This window comes from Stutzerimonas stutzeri (assembly GCF_013522825.1).
In the GTDB taxonomy this organism is placed as follows: Bacteria; Pseudomonadota; Gammaproteobacteria; order Pseudomonadales; family Pseudomonadaceae; genus Stutzerimonas; species Stutzerimonas stutzeri_AK.
Genome location: NZ_JAAMQZ010000045.1, coordinates 13,812 through 33,560, shown reverse-complemented (window position 1 = coordinate 33,560; position 19,749 = coordinate 13,812). Strand labels below are relative to the sequence as shown.

Genomic DNA, 19,749 nt, shown 5'->3' with positions numbered 1-19,749 from the left:
TAGTCGTTCAGGTGTTCCAGAACCATGCGCACAGCACGCTCACGGACTTCAGGGGAGTAGGTAGTAGTCTTTCTCATGGCCTCATCTTCTCAAGAGTTGAGGCCTCCACGAAACCCGGGGTGATTCACACTACCTCTGGAGAGAGTCATGAGTACCTTCTTGGGCCTGGATATCGGTTACAGCAACACAATTGGCACCTTCGGTGACGGCGTAGGGCAACCGGAATCCTTCGTAAGGCCGTCCCAGGCTGCACCGCTGGCCTCTATCCCCGGCGATTCAGGTCTGCGAGCCGGCGAGGTACTGGTTGATGTTAATGGCGAGCCATGGGTTGCATTCGCTGCCCCTGGAAGGGTCCAGGAAGGTCGGGAGCTGCACGAGGATTACACCAGCTCGGAGGCCTATCAGGCCCTATTTAAAGCATCTCTGCTACATGCAGCAGGTAGTGGAGATGTAATCGACGTGCTTGTAACTGGATTGCCGGTCACTCAAGCACGAGATGAGAGCTATGTTAAAGCGCTCGTTGAAACAATGACTGGTACTCACCGCATCAGTTCAAAACGCGAAGTCACAGTCAAATCCGTCGTAGTTGTTGCACAGCCAATCGGCACCCTTACCGATATTTATTGCACATCAGATAGTGCGGATGTTGTAGAGGAGTCTGTTTCGCTCGTTCTTGATCCCGGATTCTTCAGTGTGGATTGGGTTCTGTTCGATCACCGTGAACTGGTTGCGCAGTCAAGCTCTAGTAGCGTTAAAGCAATGAGCGTTCTACTTCAGGCTTGCAACGAAGAGATTGGCTTGGAACAGGGTGGCATTCCGGGTGTTGAAAAGATCGAGCATGCGCTACAGTCCGGCCGGTCTTACATCCTGATGTTCGGCCGCAAGGTTGAGTTGGACGTTTATTTAAAGCGCGCAGCTGATCGTGTTATTCCTGCGGTGTTAGGTGAAATCAAACAATCTCTTCGTTTTCTTCGTGGTCGCGCAATCGACTGCGTGATTTTGGGAGGCGGTGGCGCCTCGATTTACGAAGAATATGCTCGCTCTGAGTTTCCCGAATCTCTGGTAATTAAGCCTGCCAATAGTGTCAAAAGCAACGCGAACGGCTTCTACATTATCGCCATGTCTTGAGACGCCTTTCAGAAGATAAATGAGGTCTGCTATGCGTTTTCAGGTGAGGGTTGGCGAGCAATATTCGGAACTGCTCGCGCATTTGGAGTCGTTAAAACCAGAGTTGCGAGGGAAACGGCTTCTCGCTTTGGCCGCAATGCAATTAGCTCGAAGTGAAGCATCCGCTCCGTTTAAAGGTCACATTTCCGAGCCGTCCATTGCAGCTGAAACGTGTGCGGAAGTAACTGATGGCGTAGCCCCCGTTGCGCCAGCTAAACGAGCACCAGATTGGATCACGAGAACAGCAAATGGCTCCGCATAGAATTTTGCTAATGCCACTTCTTCTGATTGTGGCACTCGCAAGCCCTACAGTATGGGCGTTCACTTTGAAGGGAACTGTCTGGGAACGGGTTTCCAATGCGAGTTCTTGCAAAGCACCACCACTACTCTTGTACTCGCTCGCGATTCAGGAGTCACGGCATCCGGCAGGGAGGGGGTTAATTACTCCCCATCCGTTCGCATTACGCAATGCAATCAGCGGTTCAAAATATCCAGATAGTCAGGCCGAAGCCGCACAGCTTCTACAGCGCTACATTCAGGAAGATCCGCTTACAGATGTCGGCATGATGCAGATTAATCTTCGGTGGAACGGTGCGCGCGTAAAGTCGCCTGAGATGCTGCTTGATCCAGAAACGAATATCGCGGTGGCTGCCCAGATCCTTTGCGAGTCTCTTTCTGTTAAGCGAAACGACATCGAGCTAGGCATCGGTGGGTACCACACAATGAATCCAGAACGTGAAGCAGACGCTCGTGCATACGCCAGGAATGTCCTGATGATCTGGCGCTCACTTCAAGCTTTAGAGAAATCGGGGAGCTAAGGAATGTACTCACTCAACAGTGCGCTGATTCAGATGACAATGCGCCGCATGATCCTGGCAGGTCCACAGGGCTTCCCGGATGTACTCCAGGAACAGCGGATCAGTTCAAGGGATGTGATGTGGCTGCACCTGCTCAACCGGAGAAAACTGGAGGCTTTGGACCGGCTTCCGATCTCTCTCTTTAGGATCTCCTATGACAGGTTGGATGTTGGGCGTGGAGGGCTGGATGATGACCTTTTTGAGCGCACATGCATCCGGTTGACCATGGTCACTGAAACCATCAATTTCGCGATCACTAACAAGACGAACCCACTGATCAGCATCGGGTTCGACAATGAAGGCTTCGACCGTTTCCGGCATGAACCTTTTCTGCGACGGCTCATGATGATTCAGAAAGGAGGCTTCAAGGTTGGCCTTCGGTGCGACCTCGCCTCCCTGGAGTTGAAGCCTGACAACCCTGAGGCGCAGTTGAGTGATTGCCTGCGCATTATCCTCGGCGAGCTGAAGCACCAGCGCGCTAATGGAGGTAAGCGTATGGGCCGCGTGCGGGATTGGAACGCGGAGCTAACCAGTGGTGATGTCGTCGCAGAAAGGCTGCTGAAGGATGGTGTGACCCCCAAACTCGTTACCGCCCACGTTGGCTTGCCTGAGCGCGTTAACAGCCTTCATCGTAAGTTGCGCCGTGAGAATCGTGTTGGCCCGAAGGGAGGCGGTCGAATCGGCAGTCATTCGAGCAGTATCGAGAGAATGCCTCGCCACGCTCTGCTCTTCATGAGCATCTACCTGCTGCTGGCCAAGAACCCCGAGACTCGTATCAATGCGCTGGCCTTTTCGCTCGCGCTCAATGAGTACCGCCTGATCTGGTCGTACCTGAATTTCTCTGAGGCCGATACTCTCGACGCATCTGAATGCTGGCTTCTTGCGTCGGGTTATCGCTCTCAGGAGGTTAGCGTTGTCGAATGCTCCTCCTGCCGTCAGATCAAAATCCAAGATAGACGAAAGGCGAGCACCTGCCATTGGTGCTAACAAGATAAGGGCTTGATTGCTCACAGTCAGGCTGCAATGAGCTATCGGACCAGGCAATGCCTGGCGTCTTCGTTGGGCTCCCTACCAGGGAGAGCTATGGCGATTATGGGCGCGATATCCGATGAGCATTTGGGTTCCTGCGATACCGAGCGATGATGTAGTCATGACAAGGTTGAAGTGGAGAGAGGTGGCTATGCCGAGCCATGATTCAGTGAAGTGCCAGTGCTGCGGAAAGATGATGGTGCCCAAGACAATCTTTAGTCGCGGCTTCTACGGCGGCTGGGGATGGTGGCTTGGAGGTGGTCGCCCCGTATCGAGCTGCTGCCCGTTCTGCCTATCCGAAAGGTGGGATGGGAGTTCGCCTGACGTCCGTGAAGCGGTCTGGTATCAGGCACTAGGGGTCGTTCTCGCATTCTTGTTTACCTTCATGGTCCTCGTTTCCCTCATCTTTGGCATCGGACTGTTTGATGCAGTTTTCGGTGTCAGGTCTTCGTGGCTTCCTGACCTTATCGCGCTTGTCTGTGCTATATATGCCGGACGTAGCTTCTATAAATGGTTTACACATATACCCGCACAGAGGTAAACAAAAAGCCCGCATCGCGGGCTTTTTTTTAGTCTATGCTCGTTGGGCTTCGTGGCTTACTTGATTCCCGATATTTCTCGCCAGCTTCTTGTAGCTCTCTGTAAGTTGTCTGAGCCGCATTTTTTATGCCCTGCCCCGCATTTGAGAAATTCTGAGGCATCTCGCTGAGTTGATGTGTAAGCGGCTCAGGATTGCTCATGAACGTATCCACAACGGGTGGCTGATCCGTTGGCTGATTATTCAGACCTGTTTGATAGTGCTCCTGAACAACTGCTGCATTTGCGTCATCCTTAACGTCAATGACATCTCTACCATCGGCTTTCATAGAATGATAGCCACTTGTATTCATGTCATTCATTTCTAAGAATGCGCCAGCTGCGCCCCTACGAGCATTCTCGAAGCGATCATCCATACCAGAGGTGTCGGGCGCTGCTCCTTTCAGGCCTGCAAGTTCGTTTGAGTTTCCAGAATCAACCTTGAAGTCGAATGGAGAGAACTGAGAGTCTACCAACTCACCCATTCTTCCAGTTTGCTGCATATGAAGCATAGAGGCGGCAATGATTCTTTCATCATTATCCGTAGTGGCTTGCTGAACACTAGCAGAATTCATCAGGTTGCGAATACTTGCGTAGTCCTGTTCATTCTGTCCTGCAAGTTCTCGTATGCCTAGTGCAGCCGCGTGTTTTGTGAGGCCGCTATTTGCAATTGCCTTACCCGCAGCCTGTCCTATGTCAAGGTCTTGCTGGCTTCTCCAGCCCTGGCTAGAAGCCTTGGTATCTGTATATGTAGCTTGTGCCGATTTCGCTTCCGTGAGCGTTCTTCCGATTGTATCGCTATTAGATACCTGCTCCATGGCTTGGTTATTTTGGGTAAATGCTTCAGCTGCAGCAAACGTAGCTGTGTCGCTCCTATTGGAGTCTACAACCTGCTGAAGCTGAAGAACGCCCTCTTTCGTTAATTGCTGCTGCTCGGAACTCATTTGCTGAAACTTTGCAGACTGTTCCAGCCTTCCGCCAGCCAGACCCATTGGAAGGGAACCGCCCAGATGGCCAGATGCTGAGCCAGCTTTAATTTCGTCTTGGCTCCATCCCGCTGAGGAAAGTTTCCTTACAGCCTCATTGTAATTTGTGCTTTCACCGAGCTTTAGATTCGTTTGCAGCTGGTCGCCAATTTGCGAAAGCTGTTGTCTTCCCGCAGATGTTGAAGAGAGCTGCGATGCTCCACTTTGAAGAGTCTCTTGAAGGTTGGATATTTTTTGTTGCGCGTTTGCGTGGCTGCTTTGAACAGTTGCATCAGCTCCTGCAGCCACAGACAACTTAGGTGCTGTTGCTCGCGCGCCCGTGACGCTTGCACCTGTAGTCATCTGATCAGACGTGTAGCTGGCCGATGTGTCCATAATCGGCGCCTGATCCTTTGTACGAGGCATTACATCTTCCGTGCGGAACTTATCGCCCTGAGTCATCTGTCCCATGATGCTATTTGCAACCATGGCTGAACCGGAGACGATGAAGAGCGCGAGCGGCGGTACCGATGCTGCGAGCATGCCTCCGACGCCTAGAGCTTTGGAAATGGCATGATCTATATCGAGCAACTGAAGCATTGCAAAGCTTTGCGAGGTTGCATCGTACCCGTCAAAGATTGCTTGCATCTCCGCGCCGGCATACCAGAGGGTAAAGGCGTTTACGATGCTCAGCAGGGGCATCCAAAGCGCGACTGCCAAGGGAAGCACCATGTACTTCCCAAGAATCGACATGCCCTTGTCGCCGAGTACCAGGGCGAATGCCATGAACGGAGTCATCGCATACAGCAGACCTTCAAAGAAGGCGATCATGGGACGCATATAGTGCTTGAAGGTGTCGCCCTTCCCGGCCCACTGGATCTCTTGATGGTTAAGCGATTCTCGTAGTGCCAGAGCGGCATTCTGTTCCTGCCAGTGGTTCAACGCATTGACACGCGCGTCACCGAAGATTGGTTGGATAAGCGACATCTCGGTGTAGCCCTGAGCACTCTTGGCGCTCATGGCAAAGCTCTGGATAGACTGGTCAATTTGCGCCTGCAGTTCAAATTGCGTAGTAACCTTGCCTGCAGCTTTCTCAGCTGCAAACCCTTTATCCAGAATTTCACCCATCACATCCATCATCGCCTCTCGGATGGCTGCATTGAGGCGAGGCTGGATATTTGTGCATGAGTCCAGACGCCCATTAGGCTGTCCGTCATATATGTACGCTGACTGAGATATAAGCGGCGCAGCAAGAACGGATTCAAGTCCGGCACCACGATAAAGCTCGTCGATAGTTGTATAGTTCCTAAGGTTGATCGGGTTAAGCGTACAGAACGTCAGATACTCGTTTACGCTTTTCGGAAGATCCCATCCACCGTTTCTGCGGTAGTTAACAAATGAGTCAAGTGCTAGTGGATTTCTAAGCACGTCGCGCACTTTGGCCAGTGTATTCAAACTGCTAAACAAACCATAGTTTGTCATAGATGGAGTTGAAAAAGCCTGCTCTGAGGTCTTTGTAATATTGTAGGCCACAGTCGAAATAACGGAGCCAATGAAGGTTGGTCCGATAGGAAGGTTGTCTACGATGCGCACTTGGTTCGTCGTTGTATCTTCAATAACGGCTGTAGTTGTTGGGCCATATAGCAGCAGGTACACCACGAACAGCATACCCGCCTTATGGAATGAAATGCCTTGGCCGTTCCATATTGCTTGGAAACTGAGCAGCACCAAACCAATTAGAAAGCCGATGCGCGCCAGATCCTCACTGAATCCAGAGCCTGTAATCATGGCACTTGCGTTCAGGATTATCTCAAGGAACTCGCCGCTGCCAGTCGTATAAATGTTCATGGACATAAATTAGCTCCCTGCCCCCTGGTTCTGACGACCTTGAACTGTTTTGCCATTATCATTGTTCTCAGCCAATTGCAGAATCTCAGAAGCTCGCTTATCTGCATCACGGAAATTGGTTCCGTTCATGAGTTCTTTTGTCCACTCGCTTGTGACTCGTTGCCGAGCGGCACGCAAATCTTCTTTTATTTTTTCCGCTTCAGCGAAGTCAACGCCAGTTAGTCCCGCGTGCGCAGCGTCAATCAGCTCCATAATTGCTGCATATGCAGCGTTGATGGCGATTACATGTGCAAATTCTTCAAAGTAGATATAGCCCTCAGCTGCTCCAGCTTTCTGAATAACACGCATAAGATTGTGGCCAACAGCGCTGGACATGAAATACTGAACTTTTGCGCCATCAGCCTCAGACGCAGTACCGTTCGCCAGCCTGTCGAAAACGCCTGAGGTTCTAACGTCATCGATGATGCGTTGCTTCAAACCTTTGAATGAGCCGAGCGTTCGAACAGATGGGTTCAAACATTGCTCTTTGTCATCGGAATCACAGCTGAGTACCTTTTCGTCCGATCCCTTACTCCCATCCACAAAAAGGGAGATTGATCGGTCTGTGATAGTCGGCTGAATTGGGGACGCAGTTATCTCTTTTCCACCCTTATCATTATCTTTTAGGGTAAGGATATGTGTACCGACAATCGACATGATCAACTCGGCAAACTCGTCGTTGCCGGTAGTGAGGTGTGAAGCGATCCCCATTTTGCGCAAGCCGCACCACATGACGTTGCCAGTGTTGTAACACGGCTTCATCTTCCCTGCGCTTGCAAGCCGCTCTGACGGTGATGTAGCAGTCGCAGTTTTGGATGAAAAGAAGTCAGACGTTACGTTCTCAAGCATTCCAGTGGCAGCCGATTTCAGATCGTTATGTTCGGCAAATGCTTTCCTTCCGGCATCTATGACTCCAGTAGCCAATTGGCATGAATTCGAGAACATCTCGTTTAGGCGCTGGATGTTGTTGCGCAGCCCTCGAATGATGCTTGCAGTTGACGCATCCATATAATCCAGCGCGGCTTCAAATGCATAGCCACTCACGACTCCAGCCGCGTTTGAGGCGATGTTTCTCATCAGCCCGACAAACTCCTCGCCATTGATGAATGAGAAAGAGCCTGTGTAAAGGTTGATGCCGCCGCAGCCGCCTTTTGCAGAGGGCGGTGTGATGCTGATCAGGTTGGAAGTGGTGATGCGATTTCGCAGCACAATACCGCCACCCGATACGACACCCCGCGAAGCGGTCTTGTATGAGCCAGGACCTGTCACGTTAATGAGCTGGCCAAACATGCTGTTGACCTGCTGCTCGATGGTGGCAGAGGCCGTTAGGGGAATGGCGATTCCAACAGCAACGGCAAATGCGAGAGCGTTAATCCTCACTGGTCTTCTCCATTCTGGAAATCGAAAGCACGAACTGCGGCATCGCGCATTGCGTTCACAAAGTCTTCGGGTGATTTGGTCGGATCAGCCGGCGCATCGACGATCTGCTCTGGTGCGATCAAGCCGATCTGCGCCAGCCGAGAGGTGGCGTTCATCTCTTCCTTGGAGATCAACCCAACATCGCTTGCCGCTTGCAGGATGCGATTACTGGCAGCCTCCAGCGAAATCGTGCTGTAGCTGATGATGCGAACATCGTTTGGCGGAACCGCCATTGCGATAGCCGGTGTGGTAATGATCCCCAGGTGTTTCGCCAGGCCTGCGTCATACTGCAGATTCTGATACTCCCCCCCTGGTAGGGGCTCCCCGTCCATGGACACAGGGATGATGGTGAAGCCATATGCGTGCTCCAATCCCTGCAGTGCTGATATAGCCTGTCCGCACAGTGCACAGTCGCGGCCCTTGAAGAAGATCATCAGCGCTGCATCGTTTGCGATGATTTTCAGCAGCTCTTTCTTCTGTACTTCGGCAGCCGAGGCCAGTGCGCTCGATGCGGCGTTCGATGTCGGATATCGAAGATCCTCATCCAGCAATGGCTCGTTTTTGATCGTCTGCATCGACGCCCTGGAGAACCGCTCAGCCTTGTCCATCATCAGGCGCTGGGCGTAGTAGAAGGCCTTGACGTTCACCTCTGATGGATCGTCGATGGCGGCTTCTTTGAGCTTGGGGATCATGATCTGGAGCCAGGCGACGCTACCGACAGGGGGTAACTCCTCAGCTTTCTCGGTCGGCTGCGGAGGCGGTGTTGGAGCAGGCGGCTCCTCTTTCGGTTGCTCAGGTTCGGGCTCGGGCTCGGGCTCTTCATACCAGAACCACCCTCGTTCCTTATCGGCGTAGAACGACGAGCCGGCGATTGCAGGAGTTGACTCGGCTTTCTGCACATCCTTCGCGGAGGTGGCCGCATGGGCACTCGAAAGCATGGTGGCAATGAGCAGAACTGGGAGTTTTGAATAGGCCATCGTGAATGCCGGCAACTGAACAGTGCGGCTCATTATCCTGATGGCAATAGCGGAGAGGTGGTCTAAACCAACCACATTCTGGTCAGTTTGAAAAAGGCACGAGGCCTACCGCATAGCGCGGTGGGCCTCGTGAGTCATGAAGCCGAGCGGTCCGTGTGCAATGAGCACATCGTTCCAATCGACCGATTTTTTACCGTCTGGAATCTCCATGGGTGGCATCTTGATCTGAGCACGGATGCCCATCTCCCACAGCCGAACCTTGAGTGCTTCGGCGGCTTTCCTACCACCCCCACTCCGATCCTTGTCTGCCCAGATGCGGACAGCCTTGGTACCGGCCGGAGGAACGAACTGCTCCATCAGGTATGTGTTGACCATTGGCCAAACCGGGAGTCCCAGTGCTGTTTCAATGGCCAGAGATGTTTCCAACCCTTCAGCAACATCAATCACCTCGCTGGCTCGCGACGTGATGACTGCAGCACCTGGAAGTGTGCGGTCGCTCGGGATAGGGAACATCATTTTGCAGTCGCGCAGTGGTGCCTTCTCGCCTTTCGGTGTTAGGTACAGTCGATTGACGGTTACCCCTTCACCTGCCGGTGATATCAGCAACGTGACGATTGCCGGGTGCTGCTGCAGCTTTCCCTTTTCATCCTTGTAGGTCAGTGCCGGGTGGAAACGAACGGATCGCTCCATTCCTGCACGATCCCAACAAAGAATTGCTCGTGAGCGCAGATACAACCGAGCCGGCTCTGCTGCAGGATCTGTGAGGGGTACAGTGCCCTTCCATATCTTGCGCAGTGACTCTCGAATCCACGCATCACTCGGCCCTTTGTGGACTTTCGCTTGAACAGCAGGCTTAGGGGGAAGCGGCTCGCGGTCACCATCGGCATACCGCCCGTATGGATCTTTTACCCGCAACCGCGCACCCACCTCAGCCAGCGCCTCGCTGAAGGTCCATTTGTTTACCCACATCAGCAGCGCAATGCCATCGGCTTTGACACCACAGGTCTGGCACATGCCTCCACTGTGAGTATCAGCGGTTTTTTTGAACACTCGAAAACCATCTTCCCCGCCATGGACAGGACACGGACCATGCCAGCCCGGCCGTTTCTGGAACGGAAGAAGCTCTGCAGCGAGTGACTGAAAGATGTCGTCCCAGCGCCCTTTTGCGGCGTCGAGCACATCTTGCTTTTCCGGGGCGTAGTTGCCCGAGGATACGTTTGACATGACGACCTCCAATCGTAAGGAACCCGGCGTGTTACGGCCGGGCGCTGGGTTCAAGACAGTTTCCTGACCTCCCAAAGGTTCTTATGGGTGTTTACCCACTCGTCTTCAGGTTGTCCGTTTTTGACGTTCGCCTTCTTGAGCACCGTTACCGGCTGTTTACCCATGAAGGTGACGCTGATGGTGCTAACCCCCTTTTCCGCGCCGGAGCGACGAATTTCAGGGGCCAGCTCTACGCCCCAGATCAGGTGTTCACCGACTCGCAAGAAGAATGAGGGTCCATTTTTCTTGTTGAAGCGGTAAGGGGCATGACCGCTACCGCCATACAGGCCGGTAACTGACTTGCCCGCGATGCCACCGAAGCTCAACTCAACGCCCTTCTCAGATGACTGGATTTCCTGATCATCGGAGTCGTCGGGCTTGAAGGGGATCAACTCCCCTCGAATTTCAGATTGAGCATCGGTTTGAGCATCGGTGTTGACCTGTGCTCTTCCGTTGAAAAGACGGTTGATGACGACAGGTTCCAAGGTTGGCTCCGCAACCTCGTCATCAGCTCCCGGAAGGAGGTGCTGAGAACGGGGTGACAGTATTGCGAGGCCCAGACTGGCCCGCAGGTAGGTTGGCTTATCGAAATCGACGCGAATCATCATTTCACCTCCTGGCAGCGCAGATAGGTGGGAATGATGTAGTTGTCGTAATCGATACTTGGGATGGCTGTCACGCGTGCAGGCACCGGGGTGGTGCACTTAACGCGAAACGTCTTGCTCGCCATGGTGTAGCTTCGGCGGGACTTGAGGTTGGTGGTGACGGCTCGAATTATGTCTGGTGCGTACATCGCGAACGCTGCAAGCACGACACAAAGCGCGAGAGGCATCAGCGCACGTACCACTTCCGGCTGATAGATCATTCCCAGAAAGGTAGCGAGGACGCTATATCCCAGGATGACTTTGACCTTCAGATTTTCCATTTCATTTCTCCGTTTGCTTGCTGCAGACGGAGAAACCCCCGCAGGGAGTTTTCCCCGCTGCGGGTTGTTATGGCACGCAAAAAAAGCCCCTAGTGGGACGCTCTTTCTGTTTGCCGTTGGTTAGATCGGATGAAGCCCCGATTTGGCTGTACCCAGCTCACATGATGATGCTGGGCTGCCTGGCCGAAGATCGGTTCAGGCTCTTGTCGAGTGCAACATGCACCTGACGAAGATTCATTGCGCTGAGGCGCGGGGATGAGGCTGATGTTTCGCAAGCACTACGGAGAACATGAGTGCTTGGCTGAATTTTGAAGCTGTCGGGCGCGTTTCGTCAACCAGATGCGTGCGGTATCCGACGAATCCTTTTGCTTACCACAATGTTGTCAGATTGGACGTTTTTTGTGCTGCGCGGTTTGGTGAAATGGTGTTGCCACCAACATCACGGAGTTATCCCAATGGCCCTTACCCCTATAGCCAAGCGCGCACCGTACTCGACTGCAATCATGCGGCAGACGATTACCTTCAAGACCCAGGAAGCCAAGAACTACATCGGCACCTGGCTCAACAACGTCTCCCTTGCCCTGTTCACCCTTGACGTGATTTCGCGCAAGCGTCTCGCGCGGCTGAACATGAGCACCAAGCAGCACAAGGCCGCTACCAAGGCGCTGAATAAGCTGTTTGCCGACTTCGAGAAAGAAATTAAGGACGACTCGGCCCGCCTCGAAGCAGTGCTCAAAGCCCAGCGGATCACTGATCGCGCTGAGCACAACAATCCGCGCTCGACGCAGGTCGAGATCACTACGCCTGAACTCAAGCGTGCCGTGGATCTGCTGCTGGCGTTCGACAACCTCATCATCCTGGTAGATACCGTCTGGCTGATGGGCATCATGGAAACGGACGAGGCGAATCAGTTCCGCCAGCTCAAGTCTCGCCAGCTCAAGGGCCTGTTCGTCAATATCTACAAGCTCAGCCAGGCAGCGAAAAAGAGCGCCTACGAGCAGGAAGACCAGGAAGTGCTCGCTGAGATCGCCGTGGAAGAGAAGAAACACGAGATCACAGACGCACCCAGCGAACTGCCCGACACGGCGGTTGAAGAAGCGGTTGAAGCCAAGGCGGAAGCCGTTGCGTAGTGCAACGCTGATTCACGCGTACCGACATCGCCCTGCTTTATGCAGGGCGAAACATTTGAGGGCTCCTAAACATGTCATCTGATGCTGGTAATGCGGTCCCGGTGAGGCGGGGGAGGACTCGGCGGGAGCGGAACGACGATCCCACCAACCCGGCAAATGAGGGGAAAGCTCTTGCGGCCCTTGGGCCGCAAGAGGTTGATGCGCTGGAGGGCTTCGAGCTGGACGTGGTTGATATGGGTAACCATGCGGTACGAGTACCGCTCTGGGACAGTCAGCTCTTCGCTGCGATAGGCATTGGCATGCTGCTGGGCTCTATAGCAGGCATTCCCATCGGAATCTACCTCTACTACAACCCCTGATCCGCATCCTTCCTGCCTCCTTTCGTCTGGGCCTGTAGCCGTTCAACATGACGTTTGCCGGCCCAATACCCCCCTCTGATGCGCCTACGGCGCAATGACGCGCAGATATCGTCCGTGTGCCGCCTGGAGAAGATAGGTGTTTTGTAGCTCTGGATCTTGCGCACCGCTTCCCAGATGCCATAGACGCGCTCGGGCTTGCCATTTGGAAAGTCAGCACTTCCCGCCATGACCGCGTAGCTGTGGATCTTTTGACTGTGGACTCCTGCAACCTGCTGAACAGCTTTGACGTGGGCATAGTTCTGTAGCAAAGGGCTTTGCATCCTGTATTTGCGCCGCCCAACGATCTGCAGCCACTGGTCTGGCTGCAGAGGGTCGTAGACGATCTTGCCCTTGTAGGCCTTGGTTTCCAGAACGAAAATCCCGTAGCGGGAAACCACCACATGGTCGATCTGGGTACTTTCACCCTTAGTTTTTCCCCGGTAGATGCCGTTAGCAAACACGGTGTACTCACCGCTCAAGCACAGCCGCAGCATCAGGTTCACCTTGTATTCGCCCCACCAGCCCCGGTATGCGGGCGTCTCCATGAGACGAACGTGAAGAAAGCCTGCCAGGATGGCCATCGCGATGGTCGGCGGGAGATAGAGAGAGAGAAATTCAGTCATTTGTTAGCGCTTCACTACAGTTTTGAGCAGCAATCAGTCCATCGCCAGATCATGTACATGCTGTCATTGAGGGTGCCGGGAACGTGTCGATTCGTGCCGCCGTCCCAGTGGTAGGGGTGCTCACCAATCCACATGCCCTCCTGCGTCATCGCTTTGGGCCAGAACTGTGCGAACTTGTACTGGGATTTCGGGATGGTTGGGTAAATGCCAGCCGTGCAGACGTTTTCGTCACCCATCGTTCTTCTGGCCAGTCCGCGACGGTGCTGCTGGCTCAGCAAGCGGGCACTGATCAATGCAGAGGTGCGATTGAAGTCCTGCGCTGATACATGGCCCGTCAGCGGATATATCCCCCCCCAGGTGCCCGAGCACCACCACATCGACTCCAGGGGCTCCTTGCCAGCGGCCAGGGCGCCAGACTCGACGGCACATGCCGCGCGTGCCACCGGGTTGGCCACCGCTGCCGATTCAGGATGCTGGAAGAAAGCTAGCGTTGCGTTCCCCCAGGTTGGGTCAATTTCGGTGAAAGAAATGATGTCCACGTCCAAATAGCCATCAGGATTGCACTTGGTCGGCGTGTACAGGTCGAGGATCTGCAGCAAGGGGAAGGCGTAGTAGTGAGTCTGGTAGAAAGACCCGTCTTCCATGTCATCGCGCTTTGCATGGTCCTGTACCAGCCGGCCATAGGAACGCTTGGAGCCAAGTGGCAGGGTGACTCCACCGAGAGTGGGCGAGCAGCCGGGCTTACGGACATTCTCAACGATGCGCGCTGGCTCCCACATTGCTGTGATGATGCCCGGCTTGTAGATGCCTGATGTGCCTTCTTGGCAGACGCAGAACACCTGTTTCGAGGCTTTCGCCGGAGCTGTGCCGGGGGTGATCTGCACACCGGAAACCTTGATGGGAAACAGGCACGCCCAGCAAATATCAGTGAACAGCTTTGGCCCGAAAATGCCAGAATCCTCACACATCGCATCAGCGGCTGATGCTGTCCCTGGTAGGGAGAAGTTCGCCAACAAGCACACCGCTATTGCCGGCAAGAACCGCTTGATCAGCCTCATCACTTTTCTGCTCCTTCAAGCTCATCTCGGGTGTACTCGCGCACCGCGAACATAAGCCCTTCGGCCGTCACGACCGATGGTGCCCGCAGGATTTGGAAGCGCTGCGCCATGTCACCCGGCAGCAGGTACAACGGGCCATTGATCGCGTCCTCTACAGACTGGAAAAGATCCCAGCCAGAGGAAGGCGGTATTTGTGTCGCCATCACCGTCACAAACAGCTCATCGCCATGCGCCTCGTATTCCCGCTGGGCAAGCCGAACCTGCCAAGGTTGCGTGGGATCGATCACAACGAGTTTCTGATTGAACGGCATCATTTCCAGCGGATTAATTCGCCCCGCTTTCTGCACCACGTTGCCGTTTGCGTCCTTGAGGTCAGCAGGAATGATGACGCTGGGGTCAACGAACCGTGTTGCGGGCGTAGTAACGGGCGGGAGTGGTGTGCCGGTCTGGGTATGCCAGAAACGATCGATAGCGCGCTTCTTCATGGCCTCCATGTCCAGCGCTTCGATGCGTGCCTTGGCCACCTGCAGGAAATCAGGCTCAATGATTTCGCTGGTTGGTCCATACACACCGAGGTCGCGCCCCTTCTCGCCCGATTCCGACAGCGCCTGATCGACCAGGCGAGTCGAAGATATCCCTGACGCCTTCACTAGCAGCTCGTCGCTCTCATCTTCTAGGACGATAGCCGGCACGGTTTCGATGCCATGTCGCTGGAACGCGAGCGGGTCCAGCAGCACGCTAACCTGACTCTGCGTTTCCTGCGTGAGCATGTGCATCTTGGTGACTGCATCGACCATCTTCATGCCTTCAGGGATACCCCGGAAGACGATGCCTGTTGCAGGGCGTCCATCGTAGCTGGTCAAGATGTCCTTGATGGCCGTGGCGCCTAGCGACCAGGAAACAAAGATCAGCGTGCGCACGCCATCACCCAGCGGATGTTTTTTGCTGGGCTGCTCGGAGTTACCGGCCCCCTGCAGCTGCTCTGGCTGCACTGGGCTTTGCGACGCAAGCCGCTCAATCCATCGCGTTTCCGTCTCAGAGATCTGCTGGCGAGCACTCTCCCCATCGCGGACAGCCTGCCGGGCCTGTTCCAGAATTTGCGGGTCCATCGTGCTGATATCGATTGGCTTGATGCCAAGTTCACCGGCCACTGCTGAGGTAGAGAGCGCAAGCGCGATGGCCACGCCAACGAGATGCTTCACCATATCGGGTATGCCCTTCCCACAATCTGTTCACCCTTGACCGATCCCCAATAGCGAGAGTCGAAAGAGTCATTGGTCTTGCCGAAGAACCAGTAACGGTCCTGGGCGATCACCCCCTCGCGCACGTATCGCTGCGGATCGATCCCCTTCTCGGTGGCTACGGCAAGGCCCTCCCCGACCACCTGGTCATTGATCGTGGTCTGCTCAAGTTCCACCTTCACGGTGTCACCGGGCATACCTTCGAGCACCTTCACGATCTTCGTTCCATCTTGAAAGATCGGACCGAGGCCTACCGAATGAAAGGCGTAAATGCCGCCCCTCACAGGCTCGCGGTCGCCTTTGTCGATGATCCAGATCCGGTATGGCGGTAGGCACAGGTATTCCTGAGGTGCGATGGCGATGCTGTAACGATGTGCGAGGCCAACGATCATTCCGGCCACAACCAAGGACAGTAAGCTTCCCTTGACCAAGAATCGTGCGCTGGGCATCGGACGTGCACCGCGAAGTTTTTTCGCCGCTGCGCGGGCCTCGGCTCGCACAACCGCCTGTTCCGGGTCAAACCGTAGAAGGCCCATCAGACCTCCTCGTAAGCGCTGGACTTGAAGGCCACACCGCGATCTCGCAGCACACGAAGAATCGCCTCGTGCTGAGGCACATTGGCCATCGTGTAGTTGCGGATCGCCTGAACATCCTCGGGAGCCGTCGAGTACAACAGCTTCGAATATTCATCCACCGTCAACCGCGCGATACCCGCTCCTCGCGGTGTGAGCATGAAAATTTCGGAGTAGTGGCCCTTGTAGGACTTCACGGTCTTGAGGATGCGGAAACCACCGTCTCCAAGCGGCAGTCGCTTGTTTTCCTGGATGGCGTCAATGGCCTCGGCTTTCTGGCCCAGCAGCAGAGTGAATGCCGAGTTTTCGGCGATAGCCTGGCCGACCTTGTTCTGATAAAGGTCGTTGACACCCTGCGTGATCACGATGGCACTGCCACCATATTTACGAAAGCGGCGATAGCCATGCTCGATGAACTCACCCACGTTGCCCTGGCTCAGCAATGACCATGCCTCATCGATGATTACCAGCTTCGGCCGGTCGCGCTCACCGAGGTACATGTCCTGCTGGATCTGGTAGATGAGCTGCAGCAGCACTACCTGCTGCAAGTGGGTGCGCCCTTTCAGTTCCTCCAGCTCAAGAACGGTGAAAGGGTTGCGGAAGTCGAGGTTGTTCTTGCCGTTGAAGAAGCGCCCGTATTGACCCTTGGAGGTAAAGGCGAAGAGTTGGTGTCCGATGTCGTTAATTCGTGGATCTTCGTCCTGCAGCAGAGCCTCGGCGATGTCATCGACGATCATCGCTTTGCCTTTGATCTCCCATACCTGAGTCAGATATTTCTTCAGGCCAGCCGTCTGCCGGTCGATCAGCGGCACGGTGGGTGCTGCCATAGCGGCGAGGAGCCCAACAAGCACGTCTTCTTCTTCGGAATAATCTTCGATCAGCTCGAAAGGATTGAGGCACAGCTTCGAATCCTGGCCGAACTCTGCAAAGTCGCCGTTATAGGCCTCGCAGGTTTTCAGGTAGGAACGGCCCACGTCGATACACCAGACCTTCGCTCCAATCGACAGGTAGGACGTGATCAGATAGTTCGTCAGGAACGATTTGCCCGAGCCTGACTGAGCAGCGATGGTTCCGTTGTAGTTGGTGTCCGAGTCAAACAGGTGGAACGATATGGGCTGCCCGTTGCGCGAGATGAATGGCGCCACGGCCGTGCCGGTACCCTTCCAGTCACCGTAAATAGGCAGTAGCGGCAGTGCCTGAGCCAGACTCATTGTCTTGTAGCGGAACATGTCCCGGATCGCGTCAGGGTCCGCACACATCGGCAGCGCGTTAATGAACACCGGCAGGACGACATAACGGTCCTCCATGAAGGTGAAGCTCTGCGTAGAGAAATGACTTTTTGCGTTGGAGGTAGCCTGCGTCAGCTCTTCCTTGTCTCGACCGAACACCACCAGTGTCATTGCGGCCTGTACGTTGGGCAGGCCCTTGTCGAGATCAGTGAAGAGTGTTTCGTATGCGTTTCGCTTCTGGACGATCTTCGGAACGAAGGTGGCCATCGGGCCTTGGGTCTGGTTGATGGCCCAGCTTCGACCGCGTGACAGCTTGTCTTTCGTTTCAAGCTGAGGGGGGAAGAAGAGCGTCATGGTAATCACGCAATTGCCGCGAATACCGCCGCGCTGGGACATGATGTCGGCCAGATATTGCGATGCCTCACCTTGCCACATGATGTCGGGAAACTTCTTGATGCTCAGCGTTTTGAGCATGCAATCGTCGCCGATCAGAATTCGGTCTGGGCGGACCTGAACCGCGCGATTGAAGTCTAGGATCTGCTCGTTGAGTGGCTTGTCTTCGTCTGCGGTGATCTGTGGATCTTCCCGCCAGCTGGCATGCTGTCCCTGGTTGAGAATTGAGGTGAAGATTTCCTTGTACAGATCGTTGGTCAGCGGCACTGGGGCCAAGCCGCAACTATCCAACGAGGTGCCCAGGCCGTCCGACAGGTCCTTTGCTCGCGTCGCTTCGGTCATAGAAGGCGTGGCATTGGATATCGGCATGGTCACCGAGATGACCAAGCTCTGCTCACGAACACGCACCCCGGAGATCTTGTCCACCGGCTCCAAGGTGCGCTCGGCAAGATAGTCAGCACGGGCATGGGTAACACGCTGCAGCAAGTCCAGAGTCTCTTTGCTCATATCGAACTTGCCGGCTTCCATGAATGCTTGACGCATGCGCGTGAAGCTCGTTTTGATGCGGTTGATGTTTTCAGTGCAGATCAGCGAAAACTGAATCGTGGTTCCTTCAGGCCAGTCCACGGTTAAGCCGGCTTTGAGGCGCGCCCCCTCGTCACCGGAGGAGCCGGCCAGCGGCTGGCAGAGGAACGCGAAACCGAGACGATTGCCTGCCAATTGAAACAGGTGCAGGTTCGGGTCATAGGCTAGACCGTTGATCAGCTTCGACAGCCGGGGGGTCTGGTTGATGAGCGCGGAGAACGACGACAGCATTTGCGATTCCTCAGATTCGGTTGTTTTCAATCCAGGCACGAAGCCCTTCAGTCGGCTTGCCCTCGCGGGTAAGGCCGTCATCACGAATCAGGAAGGGCACGTTGCGTGCCCCAAGGAACTGGGCGGTAATTCGCCGCTTGCCAATCACATCGACATCACAGGCCCCCTCCGGCTTCTGCGCCAGAGGTGTCGTCAGGTCACCCTGCACGCCAGCTTTCCAGGCAGCCGCCTTGTCTTCAGCACAATGCAACTCTTTCGTGCGGGAGGCGCTGCGGTCGCTTAGCAGGGGGAGCATCAGAACATCGAGCCGATAGCCTTCAGGTAGTGAACTGCGCGCCTCGGCGATCACTTCCTTGCAATAGCCGCAGGCCGGATCTGAGAACATCGTAATGGCCTTGTCGCCGGTACCGACAGTCATCGGAGCCAGATCTTCAAAGCCCACATTGGCCTTATCGATAGGGATGTAGTTGGCGGCGACCTTGACCTCTTGCAGGGTCTTCAGCTCCTTCTGGGTCCAGGTGTCGTACAGCATGCCCTGAATGAGGAAGCGGCCGTTGTCGCTGATCACGGCGAACTTGCCATCCTTCTCGATGGCAACCATGCCCGCCGCAGGCAGAATTACCATGTTGTCTTTTTTCGATTGCGCGAACGCGGTAGTGGTAGCTGTGGCAAGTGCCAAGGCACAAATGGAGGAGATCAGAACGCGGGGCATGAGCATTTCTCTTCGGGGAGGATGCTCACAGGATAGGGAGAGGGGAAAGAAAAAGGCCGTCTAAACTTACCAGATTCTGGTCGGTTTAGACGGCCTTAGGCGGAAGGCTCAGGAAGGGGATTATCCCGGATTCAGAGCCCTACCGGCAGGGTGTTCAGCGCTTCGATTACATCCAGGGTAGCAGGAACGGTTGCGGTCATGATCGACTCGATTACGTCCGGTGCAGCGTAGAGGCCAACGCCACCGCCCACGCCGGTGATAAACGGCATCAGAGACTGGCGCAGCGCGCCGGCACCGATACCACCCAGCACCATCAGGCCAATGATGATGCGGCCAAGGGTGCCTTGCATCCAGTCAGTGAGCTGAATCCACACGCTGTCGAAGTCATCCCCGCCGGTACCGCCGAACGCAGCGGTGGCCGCGATCATGGCCCCAGCCAGGATAAGGGTTTGCATTGCCGGTTTACTCAGTTGCATCGCATGTCGCTCCTTCAAATATGCGCAGGGCCTGCG

18 protein-coding genes are annotated in these 19,749 nt (G+C 54.8%); 5 read left to right on the top strand and 13 right to left on the bottom strand.

Annotation, left to right across the window (positions count from 1 at the left end; genetic code table 11):
* Positions 1–147: 147 nt before the first annotated feature.
* From G7020_RS20830 to G7020_RS20820, 3 genes are all read left to right on the top strand, one after another.
* Positions 148–1,128 carry a ParM/StbA family protein gene (locus tag G7020_RS20830; protein ID WP_181086894.1) on the top strand — a complete coding sequence of 327 codons (981 nt, stop codon included), beginning with the start codon at positions 148–150 and terminating at the stop codon, positions 1,126–1,128.
* Between the two features lie 311 nt (positions 1,129–1,439).
* On the top strand, positions 1,440–1,985 hold the full coding sequence (locus G7020_RS20825) for a transglycosylase SLT domain-containing protein (RefSeq protein WP_181086893.1): 546 nt from the start codon (positions 1,440–1,442) through the stop codon (positions 1,983–1,985).
* Positions 1,986–1,988: 3 nt separating this feature from the next.
* On the top strand, positions 1,989–3,011 hold the full coding sequence (locus tag G7020_RS20820) for a hypothetical protein (protein ID WP_181086892.1): 1,023 nt from the start codon (positions 1,989–1,991) through the stop codon (positions 3,009–3,011).
* A gap of 611 nt (positions 3,012–3,622) precedes the next feature.
* On the opposite strand, the gene G7020_RS20815 is transcribed toward G7020_RS20820, so the two are convergent.
* The 6 genes from G7020_RS20815 to G7020_RS20790 all read right to left on the bottom strand — a co-directional run bounded on the left by G7020_RS20815 (position 3,623) and on the right by G7020_RS20790 (position 11,065).
* Positions 3,623–6,448: a conjugal transfer protein TraG N-terminal domain-containing protein gene (locus G7020_RS20815; protein WP_181086891.1), complete on the bottom strand. Its 2,826-nt coding sequence runs from the start codon at positions 6,446–6,448 to the stop codon at positions 3,623–3,625.
* A gap of 3 nt (positions 6,449–6,451) precedes the next feature.
* Complete coding sequence (locus G7020_RS20810) at positions 6,452–7,861, bottom strand: conjugal transfer protein TraH (protein ID WP_181086890.1); 1,410 nt, start codon at positions 7,859–7,861, stop codon at positions 6,452–6,454.
* The gene (gene traF / locus G7020_RS20805; RefSeq protein WP_181086889.1) at positions 7,858–8,910 is read right to left on the bottom strand and encodes a conjugal transfer protein TraF; all 1,053 of its coding nucleotides are present in this window, start codon (positions 8,908–8,910) and stop codon (positions 7,858–7,860) included. Before traF ends, G7020_RS20810 begins: the two co-directional genes overlap by 4 nt.
* 72 nt (positions 8,911–8,982) lie before the next feature.
* Positions 8,983–10,101: a DUF7146 domain-containing protein gene (locus G7020_RS20800; RefSeq protein ID WP_181086888.1), complete on the bottom strand. Its 1,119-nt coding sequence runs from the start codon at positions 10,099–10,101 to the stop codon at positions 8,983–8,985.
* A 50-nt stretch (positions 10,102–10,151) separates the two neighbouring features.
* Positions 10,152–10,748: a DNA primase gene (locus G7020_RS20795; RefSeq protein WP_230486006.1), complete on the bottom strand. Its 597-nt coding sequence runs from the start codon at positions 10,746–10,748 to the stop codon at positions 10,152–10,154.
* A complete protein-coding gene (locus tag G7020_RS20790; RefSeq protein ID WP_019406563.1) occupies positions 10,745–11,065 on the bottom strand; it encodes a hypothetical protein in 321 nt (106 codons plus the stop codon). Before G7020_RS20790 ends, G7020_RS20795 begins: the two co-directional genes overlap by 4 nt.
* A gap of 455 nt (positions 11,066–11,520) precedes the next feature.
* On the opposite strand from G7020_RS20790, the gene G7020_RS20785 reads away from it, so the two are divergent.
* Together G7020_RS20785 and G7020_RS20780 are read left to right on the top strand one after the other, a co-directional pair.
* Positions 11,521–12,195: a hypothetical protein gene (locus G7020_RS20785; RefSeq protein ID WP_181086887.1), complete on the top strand. Its 675-nt coding sequence runs from the start codon at positions 11,521–11,523 to the stop codon at positions 12,193–12,195.
* Between the two features lie 71 nt (positions 12,196–12,266).
* On the top strand, positions 12,267–12,554 hold the full coding sequence (locus G7020_RS20780) for a hypothetical protein (protein WP_181086886.1): 288 nt from the start codon (positions 12,267–12,269) through the stop codon (positions 12,552–12,554).
* Here the strand turns inward: G7020_RS20780 and G7020_RS20775 are convergent.
* The 7 genes from G7020_RS20775 to traA all read right to left on the bottom strand — a co-directional run bounded on the left by G7020_RS20775 (position 12,542) and on the right by traA (position 19,713).
* Positions 12,542–13,216, bottom strand: coding sequence for a nuclease-related domain-containing protein (locus G7020_RS20775; protein ID WP_044314987.1), 675 nt, complete (start codon positions 13,214–13,216; stop codon positions 12,542–12,544). The two genes, G7020_RS20780 and G7020_RS20775, sit on opposite strands and share 13 nt — an antisense overlap.
* Before the next feature lie 14 nt (positions 13,217–13,230).
* On the bottom strand, positions 13,231–14,274 hold the full coding sequence (locus G7020_RS20770; protein WP_181086885.1) for a TraU family protein: 1,044 nt from the start codon (positions 14,272–14,274) through the stop codon (positions 13,231–13,233).
* Entirely contained in the window at positions 14,274–15,479 is a 1,206-nt protein-coding gene (locus G7020_RS20765) for a TrbC family F-type conjugative pilus assembly protein (protein WP_181086884.1), read from the bottom strand. The genes G7020_RS20770 and G7020_RS20765 overlap by 1 nt, the downstream gene beginning before the upstream one ends.
* Positions 15,473–16,051: a S26 family signal peptidase gene (locus G7020_RS20760; protein WP_052816817.1), complete on the bottom strand. Its 579-nt coding sequence runs from the start codon at positions 16,049–16,051 to the stop codon at positions 15,473–15,475. Before G7020_RS20760 ends, G7020_RS20765 begins: the two co-directional genes overlap by 7 nt.
* A complete protein-coding gene (gene traC, locus G7020_RS20755) occupies positions 16,051–18,525 on the bottom strand; it encodes a type IV secretion system protein TraC (protein ID WP_044314990.1) in 2,475 nt (824 codons plus the stop codon). Before traC ends, G7020_RS20760 begins: the two co-directional genes overlap by 1 nt.
* A gap of 10 nt (positions 18,526–18,535) precedes the next feature.
* Positions 18,536–19,237: a DsbC family protein gene (locus tag G7020_RS20750; protein ID WP_173425588.1), complete on the bottom strand. Its 702-nt coding sequence runs from the start codon at positions 19,235–19,237 to the stop codon at positions 18,536–18,538.
* Between the two features lie 131 nt (positions 19,238–19,368).
* Positions 19,369–19,713, bottom strand: coding sequence for a TraA family conjugative transfer protein (gene traA / locus G7020_RS20745; RefSeq protein ID WP_026012508.1), 345 nt, complete (start codon positions 19,711–19,713; stop codon positions 19,369–19,371).
* Positions 19,714–19,749: the final 36 nt, after the last annotated feature.

Coding starts and splice junctions, on each gene's coding strand:
- G7020_RS20830 (WP_181086894.1), top strand. CDS start 148: ATGAGTACCTTCTTGGGCCTGGATATCGGTTACAGCAACACAATTGGC.
- G7020_RS20825 (WP_181086893.1), top strand. CDS start 1,440: ATGCCACTTCTTCTGATTGTGGCACTCGCAAGCCCTACAGTATGGGCG.
- G7020_RS20820 (WP_181086892.1), top strand. CDS start 1,989: ATGTACTCACTCAACAGTGCGCTGATTCAGATGACAATGCGCCGCATG.
- G7020_RS20815 (WP_181086891.1), bottom strand. CDS start 6,448: ATGTCCATGAACATTTATACGACTGGCAGCGGCGAGTTCCTTGAGATA.
- traF (WP_181086889.1), bottom strand. CDS start 8,910: ATGAGCCGCACTGTTCAGTTGCCGGCATTCACGATGGCCTATTCAAAA.
- G7020_RS20800 (WP_181086888.1), bottom strand. CDS start 10,101: ATGTCAAACGTATCCTCGGGCAACTACGCCCCGGAAAAGCAAGATGTG.
- G7020_RS20795 (WP_230486006.1), bottom strand. CDS start 10,748: ATGATGATTCGCGTCGATTTCGATAAGCCAACCTACCTGCGGGCCAGT.
- G7020_RS20790 (WP_019406563.1), bottom strand. CDS start 11,065: ATGGAAAATCTGAAGGTCAAAGTCATCCTGGGATATAGCGTCCTCGCT.
- G7020_RS20785 (WP_181086887.1), top strand. CDS start 11,521: ATGGCCCTTACCCCTATAGCCAAGCGCGCACCGTACTCGACTGCAATC.
- G7020_RS20780 (WP_181086886.1), top strand. CDS start 12,267: ATGTCATCTGATGCTGGTAATGCGGTCCCGGTGAGGCGGGGGAGGACT.
- G7020_RS20775 (WP_044314987.1), bottom strand. CDS start 13,216: ATGACTGAATTTCTCTCTCTCTATCTCCCGCCGACCATCGCGATGGCC.
- G7020_RS20770 (WP_181086885.1), bottom strand. CDS start 14,274: ATGAGGCTGATCAAGCGGTTCTTGCCGGCAATAGCGGTGTGCTTGTTG.
- G7020_RS20765 (WP_181086884.1), bottom strand. CDS start 15,479: ATGGTGAAGCATCTCGTTGGCGTGGCCATCGCGCTTGCGCTCTCTACC.
- G7020_RS20760 (WP_052816817.1), bottom strand. CDS start 16,051: ATGGGCCTTCTACGGTTTGACCCGGAACAGGCGGTTGTGCGAGCCGAG.
- traC (WP_044314990.1), bottom strand. CDS start 18,525: ATGCTGTCGTCGTTCTCCGCGCTCATCAACCAGACCCCCCGGCTGTCG.
- G7020_RS20750 (WP_173425588.1), bottom strand. CDS start 19,237: ATGCCCCGCGTTCTGATCTCCTCCATTTGTGCCTTGGCACTTGCCACA.
- traA (WP_026012508.1), bottom strand. CDS start 19,713: ATGCAACTGAGTAAACCGGCAATGCAAACCCTTATCCTGGCTGGGGCC.